The organism is Calditrichota bacterium, from assembly GCA_013151735.1.
In the GTDB taxonomy this organism is placed as follows: Bacteria; Zhuqueibacterota; JdFR-76; order JdFR-76; family BMS3Abin05; genus BMS3Abin05.
In genome coordinates this window covers 1-19169 of record JAADHR010000012.1, presented here as the reverse complement: position 1 = coordinate 19169, position 19169 = coordinate 1, and the positions used below count along the sequence as shown (strand labels likewise).

Sequence of the window (19169 nt, the reverse complement as noted above, 5' to 3'; positions counted from 1 at the left end):
ATGGAATATGGCCGAAAATACGGTTTGATTCCCCGAGAGGTCTACCAGAAAATGGCGGACAAACGAAAACTGATTCAAGATGTGGTGGATTTTTTGAAGCGGAAAAAGGTTCAGCCGGAGGAGATAAATCCGATTCTACGGAAAAAAGGAAGCCGGCCTTCAAGCAAGGTCGATTCATTGTATCACTATTTGAAGCGGCCGGAAATTTCCGTCTTTGATTTTCTGCCCTGGCTAAAAAACATGTCTGTCGAGGGCCGGACAGGAAAAGAGGCTCTGGAACAGGTTGAAATCGACGTCAAATACGAAGGCTACATTCAGCGACAGCAAGAGCAAATTGAAAAATTTCGACGAATGGAAAGCAGGCGGCTTCCGGAGGACTTTGATTACGATGCCGTTCCATCCCTCTCGTCCGAAGGGCGGGAGAAACTCAAAACGATTCGTCCCCTGTCTATTGGTCAGGCCTCCCGCATATCGGGTGTATCCGCTTCTGATGTTTCCATTCTCATGGTATTTTTATCCCAGCGTGAGCGGCGCGCAGTTTCGGGGGCGTAATGTTTCACGTGGAACACACTCCCCCGCCAGATTGGCTGTCGGATCAGCTTCGGGATTTATGGGCAGGGGTGGAAAGGCTTGGGTTTCACACAAGCGAGGAGCAGCGCATCCGTTTCGTGAAATATCTTTCCCTGTTGTGGTCGGAAAATCAAAAGATGAATCTGTTTTCCCGAAAGGATATTCATCGGCTGGCAAACCGCCATATTTTAGAATCCATTGGCTGGGTTCATGTGGTGGCTGTTCGCCCCAAGGGGCGCTGGGTTGATATTGGTTCCGGGGCCGGTTTTCCGGGAATCCCTCTGAAAATTATGTTTCCGGAAATGAGCCTGGTTTTGGTGGAGTCCATTGCAAAAAAGGCATTCTTTTTGGAGCGGGTTATTCGGGAGTTGACTCTTTCCGATACGATTGTTGTGCGGGAACGGGCAGAGATTCTATCAAGACAGCCGGAGTATCGAGGAAAGTTTCTGTTTGGGACGGCACGGGCCGTTTCCAGCCTGGAGAAACTGATTAAATGGACCCATCCCTTTTTTGCACCCGGCGGACATTTATTTCTGATTAAGGGGGGCGACCTTTCCGATGAACTGCAAGCAGCAAAAAAAATGATTCAAAATCAAAAAATAAGATTGAAAATTTACGATTATTTAATAGATTTTATTACAAATGCACAGTCGGCACCGGAAAGAAAGCTGATCGACGTTGAATTTTTAAACTAAGGAGAAAAATGTTGGAGTCTGAAAAAGCCCTGTTTGATGAGATTGCGAGTCTTGCAACGGAACAAAGAAATCCAAATTCCATGGATATCGATTCTAAATCAACGGAAGAGATTCTGAAGATTATTAATGAAGAGGATAAAAAGGTCCCTTTAGCCGTAGAAAAAGAAATCCCTTATATTGCCCATGCGGTGGAAATAATCACCCACGCGTTTAAAAACGGAGGACGTTTGTTTTATGTGGGTGCAGGAACCAGTGGCCGGTTGGGTGTGCTGGATGCGTCCGAAATTCCCCCTACATACGGTGCCGATCCTGAAATGGTGCAGGGAATTATTGCCGGCGGCTATGAAGCCCTTGTTGTGGCTCAGGAGGGCGCGGAAGATATTAAGGAGGATGGTGCCCGGGATCTAAAGGCACGTCATGTAACCAGCAAAGACGTGGTATGCGGGATTGCCGCAAGCCGCCGAACACCCTACGTCATTGGGGCGATCGACTACGCGCGTTCGATTGGAGCAAAAACCCTTTATGTGACCTGTACGCCGCGCAGCGAAATGAATGTACCGGTAGATGTTGCCATCTGTCCCGTCGTGGGTCCTGAGGTTGTGATGGGATCCACCCGAATGAAAGCGGGTACGGCCACAAAACTGGTTTTGAATATGCTGACAACAACCGCCATGATTAAGCTTGGAAAAGTCTATGGAAACATGATGGTCGATCTTCAGATGAACAGCAAAAAACTGATTGAACGTTCGAAGCGGACCCTGATGATTGTTACCGGTATCGACTATGAGAAAGCAACACAGTATTTGGAAGCCGCAGACGGCCACGTGAAAACGGCTATTGTCATGATAGAGGCCGGGGTCTCCAAGGAAGAAGCCCAAAAGCGTCTGGAGCTTGCAGAGGGCAACGTCCGGAAAGCAATAAAGGGAGAATTTACTCATTGAGTTCACCCCAAAAATTATGGGCGGCACACATGACGCGAATTTAATTTTTGTAAAATCAATTCGTGAAATTCGTGGGAAAAGGCCTTTTAGAGCGGACTCACACATTGAAATAAGAATAAGTTGTTATTTGTGTTTAATCACCTTTTAGAAAAGTTTCAAAAGACTGCGTTTTTTGACCAATCGTTGTCGCGCCTGTCAAAGGAACAGCCCCTTGTCATAAAAGGGCTGAGGGGAAGTTCTCTGTCCGTTTTTGTGAACTTGTTGCGTAACCACCTTAAAAAACAAATACTAATAGTTTTACCAGATACACCGCGAGCGGAGATTCTCTTCTCTGATTTACGGTTTCTTTTGGGAGAGGAGACGGTTAATTATTACCCGGAAACGCAGGCCGGAAAGGCCTATTACTCCCAGGTGCAATTTGAGGTAACCGGTCAGCGGCTTCGGACACTTCAAATGCTTCTTGAGGGGAGTGACGCCGTTTTTGTGACAACCCTGCGGGCAGCATCGGAAAAAATTCCACAGCCGGCGTATTTCAGACGATCCCGGATTTTTCTTCAGGTCAACCGGGAAACCGAATTTGAATCCTTTGTTCAAAACCTGTTTGATTTTGGCTACGAACGGGTCGAAACGGTAGGGGGTGTTGGAGAGTTTAGCGTGAGGGGGGGCATTGTTGATGTTTTTCCCTACGAAGAAGAAAATCCGGTTCGCGTTGAGTTCTTTGGTAATTTGGTAGATTCCATTCGCTATTTTGACGTGATCACCCAGCGATCAACAAAATTAATGAATGCGTTAACCCTGCTGCAACCCAGTTCTTCCAAGGATCCCTCGGCGGCGGAATGTTCGTTGTTTCAATATTTGCAGGAAAATAGCATCATCCTGTTGGATCAGCCGGAAGTGTACGAAAAGATGTTATCGGGAGAGGGTGGAGCGCCAGACGATCCTTTTGCTGAAACCTTTGGGGAAAACGCGTCCGGGCGATTGTTTGATTTGCCGGATTTCCTTCAGGAGATGAAGGGGAGGGTGGTTGTCAGAAATGAATTTTTATCCTCCGGGAAAAATGCACTCAACCCTCAGATTGTGACTCATGAAAACTTTCGGGGGAACCTTAACCGATTGCAGGAATCCATTCAAAAACGGCTGAGTCCAGGAGACTCCCCGCCTTCGGAAGTCTTTATTTCTCTTGAAGAAGCATTTGAAATCAAACGATTTAAAGAGCTTTTTGAAGAGTCTTCTCTGGACACAGAGGCAGTCCACCTGGGAAAAGGGGCCCTCTCTGACGGCTTCTATTTTCCTGAAGCGGGACTGGTTCTCTACACAGAAAAAGACATTTACGGCCGGCCCCCCAGACGAAAGCGATGGGGCAAATACCGGGGTGGAACCCCGGTGCGGAATGTGGAGGCTCTTGCTGCCGGGGATTATGTGGTGCACGAGGATTTTGGTATCGGCCGCTTTTTGGGCCTGTCCCGCATTCAGGTGGCAGGAAGCGAAAGGGAGACCATTCAGCTGGAGTACCGGGATGGGGATAAACTGTATGTTCCCATTGACAAGCTGCACCGGGTCAGAAAGTTTACCGGCCGCGAAGGCTTTCAGCCCCGGCTCAACAAATTGGGGGGCACCGATTGGGAGCGGATAAAAAATCGCACCAAAAAGGCCATTGAGGAAATGGCCAACAAGCTCATCACCATTTATGCCTGGCGAAAGGCGGCAAAGGGATTTGCCTTCTCAAAGGACACCTTGTGGCAAAAGGAGTTGGAGGCATCCTTTGTGTACACTGAAACCCCGGATCAACTCAGGACAATTGAAGAGATTAAGCGGGATATGGAGTCCCCTGTTCCCATGGACCGCCTGGTTTGCGGGGATGTGGGTTTTGGAAAAACAGAGGTTGCCTTGCGGGCCGCTTTTAAAGCCGCCGTGGACGGCAAGCAGGTGGCCGTTTTGGTTCCCACAACGGTTTTGGCCCAGCAACATTACAACACCTTTAAAGAACGACTGGAAAAGTTTCCAATCAGGATTGCCCTTCTTTCCCGGTTCAAATCCAGAAAGGAACAACAAGAAATAGTTGAAGGGGTTAAACATGGCACCGTGGATATTTTGATCGGAACCCATCGGCTTCTTTCAAAAGATATTGCATTCAAGGACCTGGGACTGCTAATTATCGACGAAGAACACCGGTTTGGCGTGGCACAAAAGGAGCGCCTTAAAGAGAAATTTAAGCTGGTGGATGTCCTGACGCTTACCGCAACGCCGATTCCACGGACGCTTCATTTTTCAATTATGGGGGCCCGGGATATGTCGACCATAAATACCTCGCCTGCAAACCGGCTTCCAATTATGACGGAGGTTATGCCATTTGATAAAAAGCTCATTCGCCAGGCTATTCTAAATGAGGTGCACCGGGGGGGACAGGTGTTTTTTGTCCACAACCGGGTGCAGTCCATCGCGGCGGTGGCGGAAATGGTTCAAAAACTGGTGCCGGAAGTCCGGGTGCGGGTGGCCCATGGCAAAATGAAGGGGCATGAACTGGAAAATGTCATGCTGGCATTTATGAACCGGGAATTTGACTGCCTGGTGTCTACCATGATTATTGAGTCGGGATTGGATTTGCCCAATGTGAATACGCTGATTGTGAACCGGGCGGACAAGTTCGGTCTGGCCCAAATGTACCAGCTCCGCGGGCGCGTTGGGCGCTCCAACCGGCAGGCCTACGCCTACTTTCTCGTCCCGCCGGTTAAATATCTTACGGACTCCGCGCTTCAGCGCCTGCAAACCCTGGAAGAATTTGTGGAATTGGGTTCAGGCCTTCAAATTGCCATGAAGGATCTGGAGATTCGCGGGGCGGGAAATTTGCTGGGCGCCCAGCAAAGCGGCTACGTCAATGCGGTTGGGTTTGATATGTACACGCGGTTTTTGGAAGAGGCGGTGCAAAAACTGCGACAAGAGAATTTAGAAGAACCCGAGCAGAAAGAAACGAAAAAAATTGAGGTTGAAGTTGATTCCGATTATGACGCTTTTATTCCAAAAGAGTACATTTCTTCGGATTCGGAACGATTAGCTGTTTATCGGCGTCTTTCTGAGGCCTCTTCTCAAAAAATCCTTGCGGATCTACGGGACGAGCTGAAGGACCGGTTCGGGCCAATTCCTCCCGAAACCGATACCCTGTTTAAATTGGGACAGCTTCGTATTCTGGCCGGGCAAATCGGACTGGAGAGGGTTCGCATCCGGAAAGGCCTTTTAACGGCCTTTTTTTCGGATGAGCTTTTGCATGATGAGGCCAATCAGGAACTTTTACAAAAAGTTGTCGGTAAAATCCTCAGTTATTCATCTCAGAGGATAAAATTCTTGAAGGGGGAAAAGTTTGGATTTAGGTTTACCCCTGATAAAAACGATGAAAATCCTTTAAATGAAATAGAGGGGTTCTTCAGAATGATCACACTAAAAGCGGCGTAATTTAAACTCGCAGGAGGATGGTGCATGAACAGGCTCAAAAAAGGACTGTTTTTTCAGAGTGTATTACTTGCAGCGGTGCTGGCTATTGTTTTAGCAGGATGCGGAAAATCCGGTAAACCGGTTGCCCGGGTGGGCAACAGCTCCATCACACAAAGGCAATTTGAAGAAACATTCATAAAACAACGCTCGATAGTTGCGGCTCAGCATGCGACGCTCGAGCAAAAGAAAAATGTGCTCAACGGAATGATTAAGCATCGCCTGCAGGTTCTGGAAGCACGTGCAGAGGGGTTGGATCAAAAGCCGGAGTTTATCAAAAAGAAAAAAGGCTTTATTGATCAAACCATTTTTTGGGCGGTTATGGAGGCGGATGTGATTCCTCAGGTCATTCCTGAATCTCAAATCAAAACAATCTGGGAACATTCCAACATTGATGTAAAGATTCGTCACATTCTTTTGAAATATTCCGCAAAAGCAACCCAAAAGGAAAAGGATTCCACGCTGGCTCTTGCGCGCGACATTGTGAAGAGAATTCGAAGCGGCGAGGATTTTTCGAAGTTGGTAGAAAAATACTCCGGGGATTTGCAATCCAAAAAATTTGGCGGGAACAAGGGATATGTAAAATGGGATCAATTGGATCCGCAAATCCGGAATAAAGTGTTTGCTCTCAAACGCTACGAAATCTCAGAACCCCTTCAAACCCATGAGGGAATTGAAATCATTCAGGTTTTGGAGCGGCGGATATTTCCGCGAAAACCCTACAGCATTGCACGTTCGGAAATTCTGGACGGACTTATGCGGCAGCATACCCGGGAATTAAACCGCGCTTATTTGAATTATTGGAAACATCTCCAGAAAAAATATAAGGTTGTGTGGTTTAATCGAAATATTAAACTCCTGGCCGACAGCCTCTATTTTCCGCGGGGTCACCGCGTGGGAAAGCAATTTGTCCCGGATACCAGCAGTCAGTTTAAAAAGCTATCTCCCAAGCAGATGAAGTTACCGCTGGTCAAATACACAGAAAAAACCTACACCATCAACGATTTTGCCAATATGGTGAGTATCGGTCCCCACCATCGGCCCAGAAAACCGATTCGCGGCGCGAAGGGCATTCGGGACATTCTTTCCAACAAATTACAACGAGAAATCATCGTTGTTGAGGGAAAACGACGGCACTTGATTGGAAAACCGCGTTATCAAAAACAAATTCGGGATTGGGTGGACAGCCAGCTGTACCAGGCCATTCGCTCAAAAGAAATCCTGAAGAAAGTGGTTGTAAATGACAGTTTGGCCAAAATATATTACCGGGAACATGCGGGTCTTTACAAAATTCCCCCAAAGGTGAAGGTTCAGGCTATTATGGTAAAGAATAAACAGTTGGCCGACAAGGTGTACCGGCTGGCCGTAAGAGGAGCCAATTTTTCCGGATTGGCTGAAAAATATAATCAAATGGTCATTACAAAAAAGAAAAAGGGAATGCTGGGATACATCAGTCATAATTCCTACGGTCTGATAGGAACGGAAGCGTTTCGCGCAAAAGTGGGCGAAATCCGCGGACCTATCGTCATGGGAAAAAATTATTATGTGATTAAAATTCTGGGCAAAAAGCCGGAGCGGCAAAAAACATTTAATGAAGCCCGTTTTGACGTGGAAAGAGATCTCCGCTCACGCTTGATTAAACAGAGAGAAAAAGAGTGGATGCAGGAGCTGCGTCAAAAAATGCCCGTTGTTATCTTTGAAAAGAATTTGGAAAACACCTTTAAGGAATACACAACCGATGAAATTTGAGGTTTTAATGAAACGTGCCAGTGCATGGATGATTCTGGTTATTGCCGCGTCCTTCTGGGTTGGCTGCTCGTCGACAAACAAACAGAACAAGAAAGATGCGGTTGTGGCGCGGGTTGGAAAGTCTGTATTGCTGGCTTCGGAGATTAATCAGGAGATACCCGGTGCCCTTTCAAAGAGTATCCGGCTGGATGAAAAAAAGAATTATGTCCGGCGGTGGATTAATACGGAGGTATTGTATCAGGAAGCCCGGAAACGAGGATATGATCATCTGCCGGATATTCAAAGGGAACTGCAAAGCGTCAAAAAGGCGCTTCTGGCCAACAAACTTCTGGAAAAGGAATTTCCGGAAAAGCCGGTGATCCCGGACAGTACCATTCGGGGATATTATCTGAGGCATAAGGACAGTTTTGTCAGAAATAGAAATGAAATCCGACTGGGCATTGTGTTGTTCCAACAAAAAAAGGGTGCGAAGGCCTTTGTGAATTTACTGCGAAGCGGGAAATCCTTTGGTCAGGCCATGAAGGTAACCTTTCCCAAAAAGGAACAATCGCAGGCATGGGATACGGGCTACATCCCCAAAACCGATATTCCGTCTGCTCTTTCAGGCGTGGTGAAGCGCACAAAAATTAAGGGAATTGTTGGTCCCCTGAAAACAGCGGATGGATATTATGTGTTTCAGGTTCTGGATCGGCAAAAATCAGGGAGCTACCGCAGCTTTGAAGAAGTTCGGGCAAAAATTGTAGCCCTTCTCCAGGAGGAGAAAATACGGGAAATCTATCATCAATACATTAATTCCTTAAAAAATCAACAGAATATTGTTATGAATTTAAATGTATTGAATGAGACTCAAAGCGATTCAACGGGATTGTGAAAGATGACCGTGAAGAGTGGGCCTGTTCGAAAAAACGCATTGTGTGAAAAATGCTGAAATCGGACAGACAGTCATTATTAAATCGTTCAGAGGCAGAGAGAGAAATTAAAATAAATTCAGATTTTTTGAATGAATTGAATAAGGCAAATGCAGAAGGTAGAAAGGAAGGAAAAGCACTTTGAAAGTAAAAAGTCGTTTAGGTATTTTGTTATTCGGACTATTATTCCTTGTTTCGAGTGTGCAGGCGCAGCAACCCCAAATTATTGATGGAATTGCGGCCATTGTGGGAAATGAGATTGTGCTCCGCTCAGAAGTGAATCAGTACACCATTAACACGGCGCTTCAAATGGGCATTGATTTGCAGAAAAACCCGGAAAAATTAAAAGCGCTCCGCAAGCAGGTATTGGAGAATTTGATTGTGCAAAAGATTCTTCTCCAGAAGGCTCGCGAAGACAGTATTGAAGTGGACGACAGCCAGGTTGATCAGGCGCTTGACAACCAGGTTCAACAGTGGATTCAGCAAATGGGTTCAAAGGAGGCGGTTGAAAAATACTTCGGCGGCTCCATCAACAAGATTAAACGCCAGTTCCGGGATGACATTAAAAACAGGATGTTGGTGGATAAACTTCAGCAGGAAAAATTCCAGAAAATTCACATTTCCCGGACAGAAGTGGAACACTTCTATCAAACGATGAAAGACAGCCTTCCCAAAAGGGGAACCTCGGTAAATCTGAGCCACATTTTACTGACCGTGAAACCAGGAAAAGATGCAAAAGAAGCCGCCTATGAAAAGATTTCAAAAATTCTGAAGCAGCTTAAATCCGGCGCCGACTTTGCGGAACTGGCCAAAAAATATTCGGAAGACCCGGGTTCGGCACCTAAGGGCGGCGATCTGGGATATGTAAAACGGGGCGACTTTGTGAAAGAGTTTGAGGAAGCGGCGTTTAAATTGAAGCCGGGTCAAATTTCGGGAATTGTGGAAACAAAATTTGGCTACCACATCATCCAGTTGATTGATCGGAAGGGTGAGAAGATTCGTGTGCGCCATATTTTGATTCGCGTGGTTCCCAGCCAACAGGATGAACTAAAAACGGTCAAGGAAATAAAAGAGCTCTACCGCCGGGCAAAAGCCGGTGAGGATTTTGCAGAACTGGCGAAAAAATACTCGGATGACCAAACGACGAAAGACAAGGGCGGGAACCTGGGGTGGTTTGAGATCAATCAGCTGCAGGTCAAAGAGTTTCGGGCGGTTGCGGAAACCCTGAAGGTGGGTGAAGTGAGCGAGCCCTTTAAAACAAAATTTGGTTATCATATTGTCAAGCTGAATGATCGGCGCGAAGGGGGCGCCTGGAGTCTGGACAAAGACTGGGAACAGTTGGAACAAATGGCGCTTGCCCGAAAACGAAACGAAGAATTCCAGAAATGGGTTCAGAGCCTCCGGAAAAATGTTTACATTGATGTTAAAATGAAAAAGGACAATTGAGGCAAGGGCGAGTCCGCCGGGCATTTATTCATCTTCTTGCTTCTCATTCGCAAGATGTCAGAAGAATTTGCATAAATTGGTTTCTCTGAATGTGGGAAGGCTTTCCCACCGTGTTGTCTTAATATGAGGATGATCATGAAACGTATCTTTCAACGGCGCCTGAGTGCCGCCATCCTGCTTCTTTTTCTTTTCGCCGGGAGCGTTTTCGGACAGGAACACATTCGAATCTTGCATTGGAATGACTTCCATTCGCAAAATGTTCCGATGGTTAAAAAAGAAAATGGGAAAAAAATAAAGGTGGGAGGCGCAGCTTATCTAAAGGCTTATCTGGATAAATACGGAAAGGGCAAAAGCTGGGTCGTGGCCGTACATGCCGGTGACGAATTTCAGGGAACCCCCATTTCGGTTTTGACCAAAGGCATGTCCCAGATTGAACTCCTCAATCTGATTCGCCCGGATGTGTTTACACTTGGAAATCATGAATTTGATTACGGAAAAGACCGGCTGAAAAAAGAGCTTGCGCAAGCAAAATTTCCGGTGATTTCTGCCAATATTTTTGATAAAGAAACGGGAAAGCTCTTTGTAAAGCCCTATCTGATTAAAAAGGTAGACGGGGTGAAAATTGGATTTATTGGAGTGATTACACCCAATTTATTGGGACTCACGCTTCCTCAAAATGTAAAAGGGCTAAAAATTCTAAGCCCCGAGCGCGTCGTACGGAAATATATGCGTGCGCTAAAGGATTCCGTTAATCTTTTTGTGGTTGTCAGCCATATGGGGGTCAAGCGGGACGAAGAACTGGCGTCGAGAGTTTCCGGTATTGCCGTCATCATTGGCGGACACAGCCACACGGTTCTGAAACAACCGAAAGTGGTCAATCACACGATCATCTGCCAGGCCGGGGCGCACGGCGCTTACTTGGGGAAATTGGACCTCTGGGTTGACACGACCCACAACACCATTGTGCGTTATACGGAGCATCTGATTCCCGTGCTTCCGAGCAAGATCGCACCGGATCCGGTTGTGGCGAAAAAGGTAGCCGAATTGGAAAAACAGGTCTCGGAAGAATTAAATGTGGTAATCGGGCAGCTGAAAACCGATTGGCTGCGATCGGATCGGGCCGAAAGCAATTTGGGGGATTGGGAGGCCGATGTGATGCGGGCCTACGCAAAAACCGACATCGCCTTTCAAAATAGCGGGGGGCTGCGGAAGGACCTTTACGCCGGCCCCATTCGAAAACGAGATGTGTGGGAGATCAATCCGTTTTCCAATTATTTTGTTACCTTTTCGGTGACGGGCAGGGAATTAAAGACCATCCTGGAAAAGAATGTCAATGGGCGGGGCGAGTTTTTACAGGTGTCCGGCGTTCGGTTTACGTACGACTCCCGTAAGCCCGCCGGTCAGCGGGTATTAACGGTGACGGTAGATGGCAAACCCCTGGTATTGTCCCGAACCTACACGGTTTGTACCAACAATTTTCTGGCCGATCACTTTTACCGCGATTTTGGAATTGCCCTGAACAAGCGTAAACTGACCTATTTGCCGGAGCTGGATCGGAATGTATTTATTCAGGCCATCGAAAAACAAAAGGTGATTCGCTCCGAAAAAGACGGGCGTATTCGGGATGTGTCAGCCGTAAAGACGACAAAGAGCCGGGGACTGTGATGCTTTCAGTTCTGGGAATGATTATTTTTTGGATGGTCTTACTGGCTGGCATTGCCGTGATTCCCTTTGGGATTGCGGGAACGTTCATCATTGTGGCCGATGCCTTTGTTCTGGGATTGTTCACTCATTTTGAAAAAATCTCTCCGGGTTTTTTGCTGGCTCTTCTGGTGATTTCTCTTTTGGTGGAAGGGGTTGAATTTATTCTGGGGGCCTGGGCAGCCAAGCGATTTGGATCGTCCGCGTGGGGAATGTGGGGCGCCATTCTGGGAGGATTTTTCGGTGCCATTTGGTTTACGCCGCTGGTGCCGCCTTTGGGAACCCTCCTGGGTGCCTTTGCCGGGGCCTTTGGCGGTGCGTTTTTATTGGAATTACTGCACGAGAAAGACGCGGCCCGTGCCTTAAAAGTGGGCTGGGGGGCGTTTCTGGGAGCAGTAAGCGGGAAGCTTTTAAAACTTGTGGCGGCCATCGGAATGGTTGTCGCCATTGGGATTCAGGTGTTTTAAATGAAAACAGTTTATGGGACGGGGAAGATAATCTTATGTGGAATGCTTCTTTGGTTGGGATGGGGCTCACCATCCCGGGCCGCTGAACCGTCCAAACCCTTTACCATTGCCAGGGTGTGGTACCAGGGTGGCGGGGATTGGTACAACGATCCGTCCGTTATTCCGAATCTTCTGAAATATTTGGCCCGTGCAACCGGCATGCGGGTAGCAACCACGGAGGCGCGCGTCAAACTTACGGACGAAAAACTCTTTTCGTACCCCATTTTGTACCTGACCGGACACGGAAATATCGTCTTTTCAGAAACGGAAGCCAAAAATTTGCGCAACTATTTGATTCACGGAGGATTCCTCTACGCGGACGACGATTACGGAATGGACAAATATTTTCGCCGCGAAATCAAAAAGGTGTTTCCTGAAAAAAAGCTGGTTGAGCTGCCCTTTACACACGATATTTACCACATTCACTTTGATTTTCCAAAGGGACTGCCTAAAACGCACGAACACTACCCGGGGCCGCCGCACGGCTACGGGATTTTCTACAACGGGCGCATGGTGGTTTATTATACGTTTAATACAAATATATCGGATGGGTGGGCGGATCCGAATGTTCACCACGACCCTGAACCCGTGCGAATCCAGGCCCTGAAAATGGGCGTTAATATTGTTATCTGGGCATTGTTTAATTAAAAAGAATCCGATGACCAACAGTCCAAAACATCCCCAAACATACGAGAGCATTTTACAGAAGCTCCACGCCTATCGCCGGAAAAAGCGATGGGTTCTTATTTCCAAAGGCCTCTTTCAGTTTTTGGCATGCCAGGTCCTTTTTCTGTTTCTTCTTCTGGCGGCAGAGGCTCTTTTCAGGCTTCCTCCGTTTCTTCGGCAGACCCTGCTGGGTATTTGGGGTGCAGGCTCCCTTGTCTGTTGGGTAAAAACCGTCATTTTCCCCGGAGGCGTATTCATCGGCTCACGGGAGGCCTTTTCGGATGAAGCGCTGGCCGCGGAGGTCGGCGGCGCCTTTCCGGATATTCGCGACGAACTGATTGACGCCCTGCAGATTATTCGGGATATTCGCACAAATGTGGAAAACTATTCGAAGGAATTGGCGGACGTTTTTCTGAAGACGGTTTTTAAAAAAATAAGCGGCCGACAGATTTTATCGCTTATTTCCCTGAAACCGGCCATCCGTGCGCTGGAGACCTTTTCATTAAGCCTGTTCATTTTTGCCGTATTTTTCGTTGTTTTTAATCGAACCCTGGGGGAGAGTGTTACCCACTATTTGCATCCCACCCAATCCTTTCGGGAAAAAGAAATTCAGGCCATTTCAGTCTCACCGGGCGACTGGACCTGTTTGAGCGGTGATACGTTGCGGGGAACCGTGAAGATCAAAGGTGCTTTTCGCCGCCCGATTCAGATTTTCTGGAGGGAGCAGTCGCGCAAGGTTTCCCAGAAAAAAGGGGTTCTGCCGGATTCGACAGGAATTTACTCCTTTGAGCTGCCGAATCTGAAGGAGAATCTGACCTATTTTGTGCAGGCCGGAAAACAAAAAACACAGCGTTTCGCCGTGACGGTTGAAAAACGCCCGATGGTGCGCAGTTTGCAGGCAGAACTGATTTTCCCGGCGTACACGGGGATGGGGTCCCGGCTGCTGGAGGAAAATCAGGGGGATATTACGGCATTGAAGGGAACGCGCGTGCGGCTTCGCATAAGGGCCAACAAGCCGATTGCCAAAGCGGCGGTCGTTTTTAAGCAGGGAAAACCGCTTCGCCTGCGCCTCCAAAATCGCGGGGCCCGGGGAGAATTCAGCGTTCGCCGGGACAATTCCTATTTTATTCGTCTGGAAGATGAAAACGGACACCGGAATGCCGATCCGATTCACTACAGAATTGTTGCCGTTCCCGATCAGCCGCCGGTTGTGGAAATCACCCGGCCGGGTCAGGACGTGGATGTGAATGAGGACATGATTCTGCCGCTGCAGATTCACGCGGAGGATGACTTTGGCTTTTCCCGCGCCGAGCTCAACTATCGTGTGCACCATGCTGTGGTGGTCACGGAACCGGATACCAATTTTCACGCCTTAGAGCTGCAGGTACCCCGGAACGGCGGTTCAAAACTGGATTTCGATTATACCTGGCAGTTGAGCTCCTTGCAAATGCTTCCGGGGGATTACGCTGAATATTTTGTAAAGATTTTTGACAACGATGCCGTTTCGGGTTTTAAATCGGCCGTTTCCAGAACTTATATGGCCCGTTTTCCTTCCATGGCAGAAATCTACCACGAAACCACTTCCGCCCAGGACGAAACCATTCAGGAGCTGGAGGAGCTGGTCCGTGAGAGCAAGGAATTGAAGCGGGAAGTAAACAAGGTTGCCGATGAGATGAAGCGCAACCCTGAAATGAACTGGACGAAGAAACAGGAATTGCAGGAGCTGGCGGAAAAACAGCAGCGTTTGACCCAGAAGTCGGAAAAGGTCAAGGATCAGCTGGATCAGGTGATGGATCGGCTCCGGCAAAATAATATGCTCAGCGAAGAGACCATCCGGAAATACATGGAAATTCAGAAATTGTTTAATGAGGTCCTGACGCCGGAAATGAAGAAAATTCTGGAGGATTTAAAGAAGGCCCTCGAAAAGATGGATTCCAGAAAATTGGAACGGACGGCGAATAAATTTAAATTAACGGAAAACGATTTTCAGCAATCCCTGGAACGGACCCTCAATTTACTGAAACGTCTGCAAATTGAGCAGCGATTGGATCAGGCCAAAAAAATGGCTGAAAATCTGAAGGAACGGCAAAAAACCGTCAATCGGTCATTGGAGAAAGCAGCGGCAAAGGACAGGCAAACTCTCCGGAAACTGGAAAAGAAAATTCAGGAGGACACGCAGAGATTCAAAGAGGAGTTAAAAGCGCTTCAGAAAGAGATGACCGAATTTCCGGACATGAAAGCGGAAAAAATGAATGCGCCCATTGAAAAGGCGGGAGAATCTGCCGAGCAGATGCAGCAGATGACCCAGGCGCTTCAGGAAAACAATCCGCAGAACGCGCAGAAATCGGGTAAAATGAGCGAGCAGAGTCTTCAAGACTTAAGCCAGATGTTAAGCCAGATGAAAAAGCAAATCGTAAACAAACAAAAACAAGAAGTGATGAAGCAACTGGCGCGCTCGTCCACGGAATTACTGCGGCTGTCGAAGGAGCAGGAAGCCCTGCAAAACCAGACGAAAGGGTTGTCGTCCGTGAGCCCGAAATTTAATCAGATGGCAGAAAAGCAGCTCAGTCTCTTAAACAACTTAAACCAGCTTACCAAAGAATTGTACCAATTGTCTCAAAAAACCTTTTTTGTCACCCCTGAGATCGGAAAGGCCATTGGAAAGGCGATGGGAAACATGAAAACGTCGCTTTCGCAAATGGAAGAGCGAAACGGGCGCGGGGCATCGGGACATCAGAAACAGGCGATGGGGGCGCTCAACGAAGCGGTGCTAAACATTCAACAATCCATGCAGAGCCTGGCGTCGGCCGCATCCTCGGTGGGGATGGAGGAATACCTAAAGCAGCTGCAAAAAATGGCCGGGCAGCAGCAGGGCATTAATCAACAAACCCTGCAGCTCAGCCTTCAATTGTCCAAGCAGGGGAGATTGACGGAGGGAGAGCAGGGACGGCTGCGTCGGCTGGCGGCCCAGCAGAGGCAGTTGGAGAAAATGATGCGCGACTTGCAGGAAAAATACGGCGAGCATTCCAATGTTCTCGGAAATATGCAGGAAATGGCCAAAGAAATGGGTGACATTGCCAAACGCATGGAATTGAGTCAACTGGATCGGGAGACAATTCGCCGCCAGCAGAAGATTCTGTCGCGTTTGTTGGATGCCCAGCGCTCTGTTCGTCAGAGGGATTTCAGTAAGCGGCGAAAATCGGAGGCGGGCAAAAGCTTTATTGCAAAAAGTCCGGGCGTGCTGCCCCGCGGTCTGCTTCAAAAGAGGGATCGCTTACAGGAGGACATTTTGCGGGCCAAAAAAGCGGGCTATTCAGAGGACTTTCTAAATCTCATTCAATCTTATTATGAAGCGCTTTATGAAGAAACCCATGCAAAAAATTAATCGGAAAAAAGGACAACCTGTTTTCAAGATGCCATTGGTGATTCCCCCAATAACCCGTCAGGCAGCTTTTTTCCTTCTACTGGCTGCTTGGACCGTCGTTTTTTCGAATCCGTCGTCAGCTCAACAATCGGGTGTGGCCGACAGCCAATTCCGGCTGGCGCGCCAGTTCGAGCAGCTGGGGCAGTATCAACAGGCTGCCAATCTCTACAAGACGCTTTACGAGAATTACCCCCAGAATTACACCTATTTTGAGGGACTCCGCCGAAACCTGCTCCGGATAAAAAAGTACCCGGAACTCATTAATCTCATTCAAACGCGCCTTCGGCAAAATCCGCGGGACATCCAGCTGCAAACGCAATTGGGTGACGTCTATTTTCGAATGGGCGATGAGATCCACGCATACCGGGTGTGGAACGGGATCTTGCAAAAGTATCCGCGCAATCCCGGCGTGTACCGCATTGTGGCCAGCGTGATGCTTCAGAACCGGCTGTTTGACAAAGCCATTGACGTGTACCTGCAGGGGAGAAAGGCCATTGGAAAACGGGATCTTTTTGCCATGGAATTGGCCCAGCTCTACACCTTTCAACAGATTTATCCGAAAGCGGCGGATGAGTACATCCGGTTTCTGAAGGACCAGCCCTACCAGTTGCCATTTGTCCAAAATCAGATAGCACGGTTCCCGCTGGATGAAACCACGTTTCCTGCCGTGGAAAAAGCAATTCAAAAGTGGGTCAAAAAATACCCCAAGAATTACGCGCTTCGAAAGGTTTTGGCGGGCTTTTACCAGAGTTTCGGGGATTACAATTCAGCGCTGAAAGAAATTTTGGTTCTTGAAAAATCAGGGCTGTCCGGCAGCCGGAAAAGACGGGTTCCCGGAACGGCCTTGTATCAATTTGCGCTGGATACGTACCGGGAAAAAGAATTTGCCATCTCGGAAAAGGCCTTTCAAAAATTACTCAGCGATTTTCCAAATTTTCCCCGGAGAGACCAGGCCACCTATTATTTTGCGGATATTTCCTACAAAACCCGGGAATACGACCGTGCACAAGTTCTGTACAAGCAAGTTATTGAGCGCTATCCCAAATCCAGTTGGTCGCTGGAGGCATTGCTGCGGCTGGGGGACATCTTTCTTAATCAGAAGCACGATCCCGAGCAGGCCATCCGGTATTTTCAACGGATTGTTCAGAATTTTCCTAACACACGCCAGCAAATAACGGCCACGTTTCATCTGGTGGATTGCTACGTTGCGGAAGGAAATCTGAAAAAGGCGGTGGCCGTTCTTCAAAATTCCCTCAGGGGACCGGCGCTTTCTTCCGGCAAAATCCGATCGCTTCAAAATGAGGCCCTTTTTAAACTGGCTCAACTGGATTTCTACCAAAAGAATTTTGAGGGAAGTTTGAAGACCATTAAAAAAATCCTCCAAAACACGTATGGAAAATACGACAGTCCTTTTGTGAACGACGCACTGGATTTACAGTTGCTTATTCAGGAAAACAAAGATGACCACGCCGCGGCCCTGCAGCTATTTGCCAGTGGGATGTACCTGAGCCGGCGAAATCATTATGAAGCGGCAGTGGATTCACTGCTGCGAGCCGTCAGTCTGGACAGCCAGGCGCCGCTGGCGGACCGGGCCTTATTGGAGGCGGGACGAATCAAGGAGAAAACGAAGGATTGGTACGGTGCCATTAAGATTTACCAGCTGCTGGTAACGTCCTATTCAAAAAGTGTTTATTCGGATGAGGCGCTCAATCGGGTGGGACTCATTTACGAAAAGGATTTGAAAGATTTTGAGAAGGCCCGGCAAACTTACGAATCCATTTTGATCCACTACCCGCAGAGTGTTCTGGGGGACGAATTGAGAAAAAAGGTACGAGAATTAGAAGGTCAGCCATGAAAGCGTGGAAACTTATTTCGGTATTTTTTCTGGTGATATTTTTGGGGGGGATTGGGTCACTTCGGGCGCAAAAGATCCTGATTCCCATGGATTTGACGCAGACCGATCACTTAAAGGCATACGGGGTGGCCTACTGGACGCTGGAACGCGGCATCAATGTGGAATGGCTCCTGAATTACCGGGGCGGCTCTTTTATGACGGATTATTATCCCGAGATTGAACGACAGCTGCGTTTGCGCGGGGTGTCGTTTAAAAAGGTCGGCGGCTCGGAAGTGGCTCAAATCTACAACACCATTCAAAACAATAACATGGATGTCGTTCTTCTGGAGAAAGCGCCCAAAATAGCCGTGTACACACCGCCCAACAAACGCCCCTGGGACGATGCCGTTACGCTGGCCCTTACCTACGCGGAGATTCCGTACACCAAGATCTGGGACGAAGAGGTGGCCCGGGGCGATCTGGAAAAGTACGATTGGCTGCACCTTCACCACGAAGATTTTACCGGTCAGTTTGGAAAATTCTACGCCAGCTTCCGAAATGCGCCCTGGTACATTGAAGACGTGAAGCGGAATGAGGCGATGGCGCACAAATTGGGGTTTAAGAAGGTGTCGGACGAAAAGAAATTCATTGCCCGGATTATTCAGGATTACGTGAAGCGGGGAGGTTTTCTCTTTGCCATGTGTTCGGCGACGGACACGATTGACATCGCTCTGGCGGCGCAAAATGTGGATATTGTCCCGGCTGTGTTTGACGGGGACCCGCCCGACCCCAATTGTCAGGCCAAACTGGATTATTCCAAAACATTTGCCTTTACCAATTTCCGGTTGGAATTGAATCCCTACGTGTACGAATATTCTGATATTGACATTCCGCCCAGCTATGCCGCCCCCTTGCGGGGCCCGGAAGCGGAGGCGTTTACGCTGTTCGATTTCTCTGCCAAGTACGATCCGGTTCCCACCATGTTAACCCAGGACCACGTGAATGTGGTGAAGGGGTTCATGGGACAAACCACTGCGTTTAATCGAAAAAAGATTAAGCCGTATGTGGTCATTTTGGGGGAAGTCCCCGGCACGAACATGGTCAAATACATTCACGGAAATTATGGCAAGGGGACGTTTACCTTTTTGGGGGGACACGATCCGGAGGATTACCAGCATGCCGTGGGCGATCCGCCGACCCAGCTTTCGCTGCATCGGAATTCACCGGGCTATCGGTTGATTCTAAA

13 protein-coding genes are annotated in these 19169 nt (G+C 48.2%); all 13 read left to right on the top strand.

Going from position 1 to position 19169, the window contains the following annotated elements:
- On the top strand, positions 1-552 hold a 552-nt coding region (locus GXO76_00460; GenBank protein ID NOY76315.1), incomplete at its 5' end, for a tRNA uridine-5-carboxymethylaminomethyl(34) synthesis enzyme MnmG.
- Entirely contained in the window at positions 552-1265 is a 714-nt protein-coding gene (gene rsmG / locus GXO76_00455) for a 16S rRNA (guanine(527)-N(7))-methyltransferase RsmG (protein ID NOY76314.1), read from the top strand. The genes GXO76_00460 and rsmG, both read left to right, overlap by 1 nt.
- 8 nt (positions 1266-1273) lie before the next feature.
- Positions 1274-2206, top strand: a complete 933-nt coding sequence (gene murQ, locus GXO76_00450; protein ID NOY76313.1) for an N-acetylmuramic acid 6-phosphate etherase — start codon at positions 1274-1276, stop codon at positions 2204-2206.
- A gap of 348 nt (positions 2207-2554) precedes the next feature.
- Positions 2555-5653 (top strand): transcription-repair coupling factor, encoded by a 3099-nt coding sequence (gene mfd, locus GXO76_00445; GenBank protein ID NOY76312.1) that lies wholly within the window; start codon positions 2555-2557, stop codon positions 5651-5653.
- Between the two features lie 24 nt (positions 5654-5677).
- Complete coding sequence (locus tag GXO76_00440; GenBank protein NOY76311.1) at positions 5678-7438, top strand: hypothetical protein; 1761 nt, start codon at positions 5678-5680, stop codon at positions 7436-7438.
- On the top strand, positions 7428-8309 hold the full coding sequence (locus tag GXO76_00435; protein ID NOY76310.1) for a hypothetical protein: 882 nt from the start codon (positions 7428-7430) through the stop codon (positions 8307-8309). Before GXO76_00440 ends, GXO76_00435 begins: the two co-directional genes overlap by 11 nt.
- Positions 8310-8487: 178 nt before the next feature.
- A complete protein-coding gene (locus GXO76_00430; GenBank protein NOY76309.1) occupies positions 8488-9792 on the top strand; it encodes a parvulin peptidyl-prolyl isomerase in 1305 nt (434 codons plus the stop codon).
- Between the two features lie 135 nt (positions 9793-9927).
- On the top strand, positions 9928-11457 hold the full coding sequence (locus GXO76_00425) for a bifunctional metallophosphatase/5'-nucleotidase (GenBank protein NOY76308.1): 1530 nt from the start codon (positions 9928-9930) through the stop codon (positions 11455-11457).
- The gene (locus GXO76_00420) at positions 11457-11960 is read left to right on the top strand and encodes a DUF456 domain-containing protein (GenBank protein NOY76307.1); all 504 of its coding nucleotides are present in this window, start codon (positions 11457-11459) and stop codon (positions 11958-11960) included. Before GXO76_00425 ends, GXO76_00420 begins: the two co-directional genes overlap by 1 nt.
- 42 nt (positions 11961-12002) lie before the next feature.
- Positions 12003-12647 carry a DUF4159 domain-containing protein gene (locus GXO76_00415; GenBank protein NOY76306.1) on the top strand — a complete coding sequence of 215 codons (645 nt, stop codon included), beginning with the start codon at positions 12003-12005 and terminating at the stop codon, positions 12645-12647.
- A 10-nt stretch (positions 12648-12657) separates the two neighbouring features.
- Complete coding sequence (locus GXO76_00410) at positions 12658-16050, top strand: hypothetical protein (protein NOY76305.1); 3393 nt, start codon at positions 12658-12660, stop codon at positions 16048-16050.
- Positions 16051-16078: 28 nt separating this feature from the next.
- Complete coding sequence (locus tag GXO76_00405) at positions 16079-17944, top strand: tetratricopeptide repeat protein (GenBank protein NOY76304.1); 1866 nt, start codon at positions 16079-16081, stop codon at positions 17942-17944.
- A partial coding sequence (locus tag GXO76_00400; protein ID NOY76303.1) for an asparagine synthetase B occupies positions 17941-19169 on the top strand: 1229 nt, incomplete at its 3' end. The genes GXO76_00405 and GXO76_00400, both read left to right, overlap by 4 nt.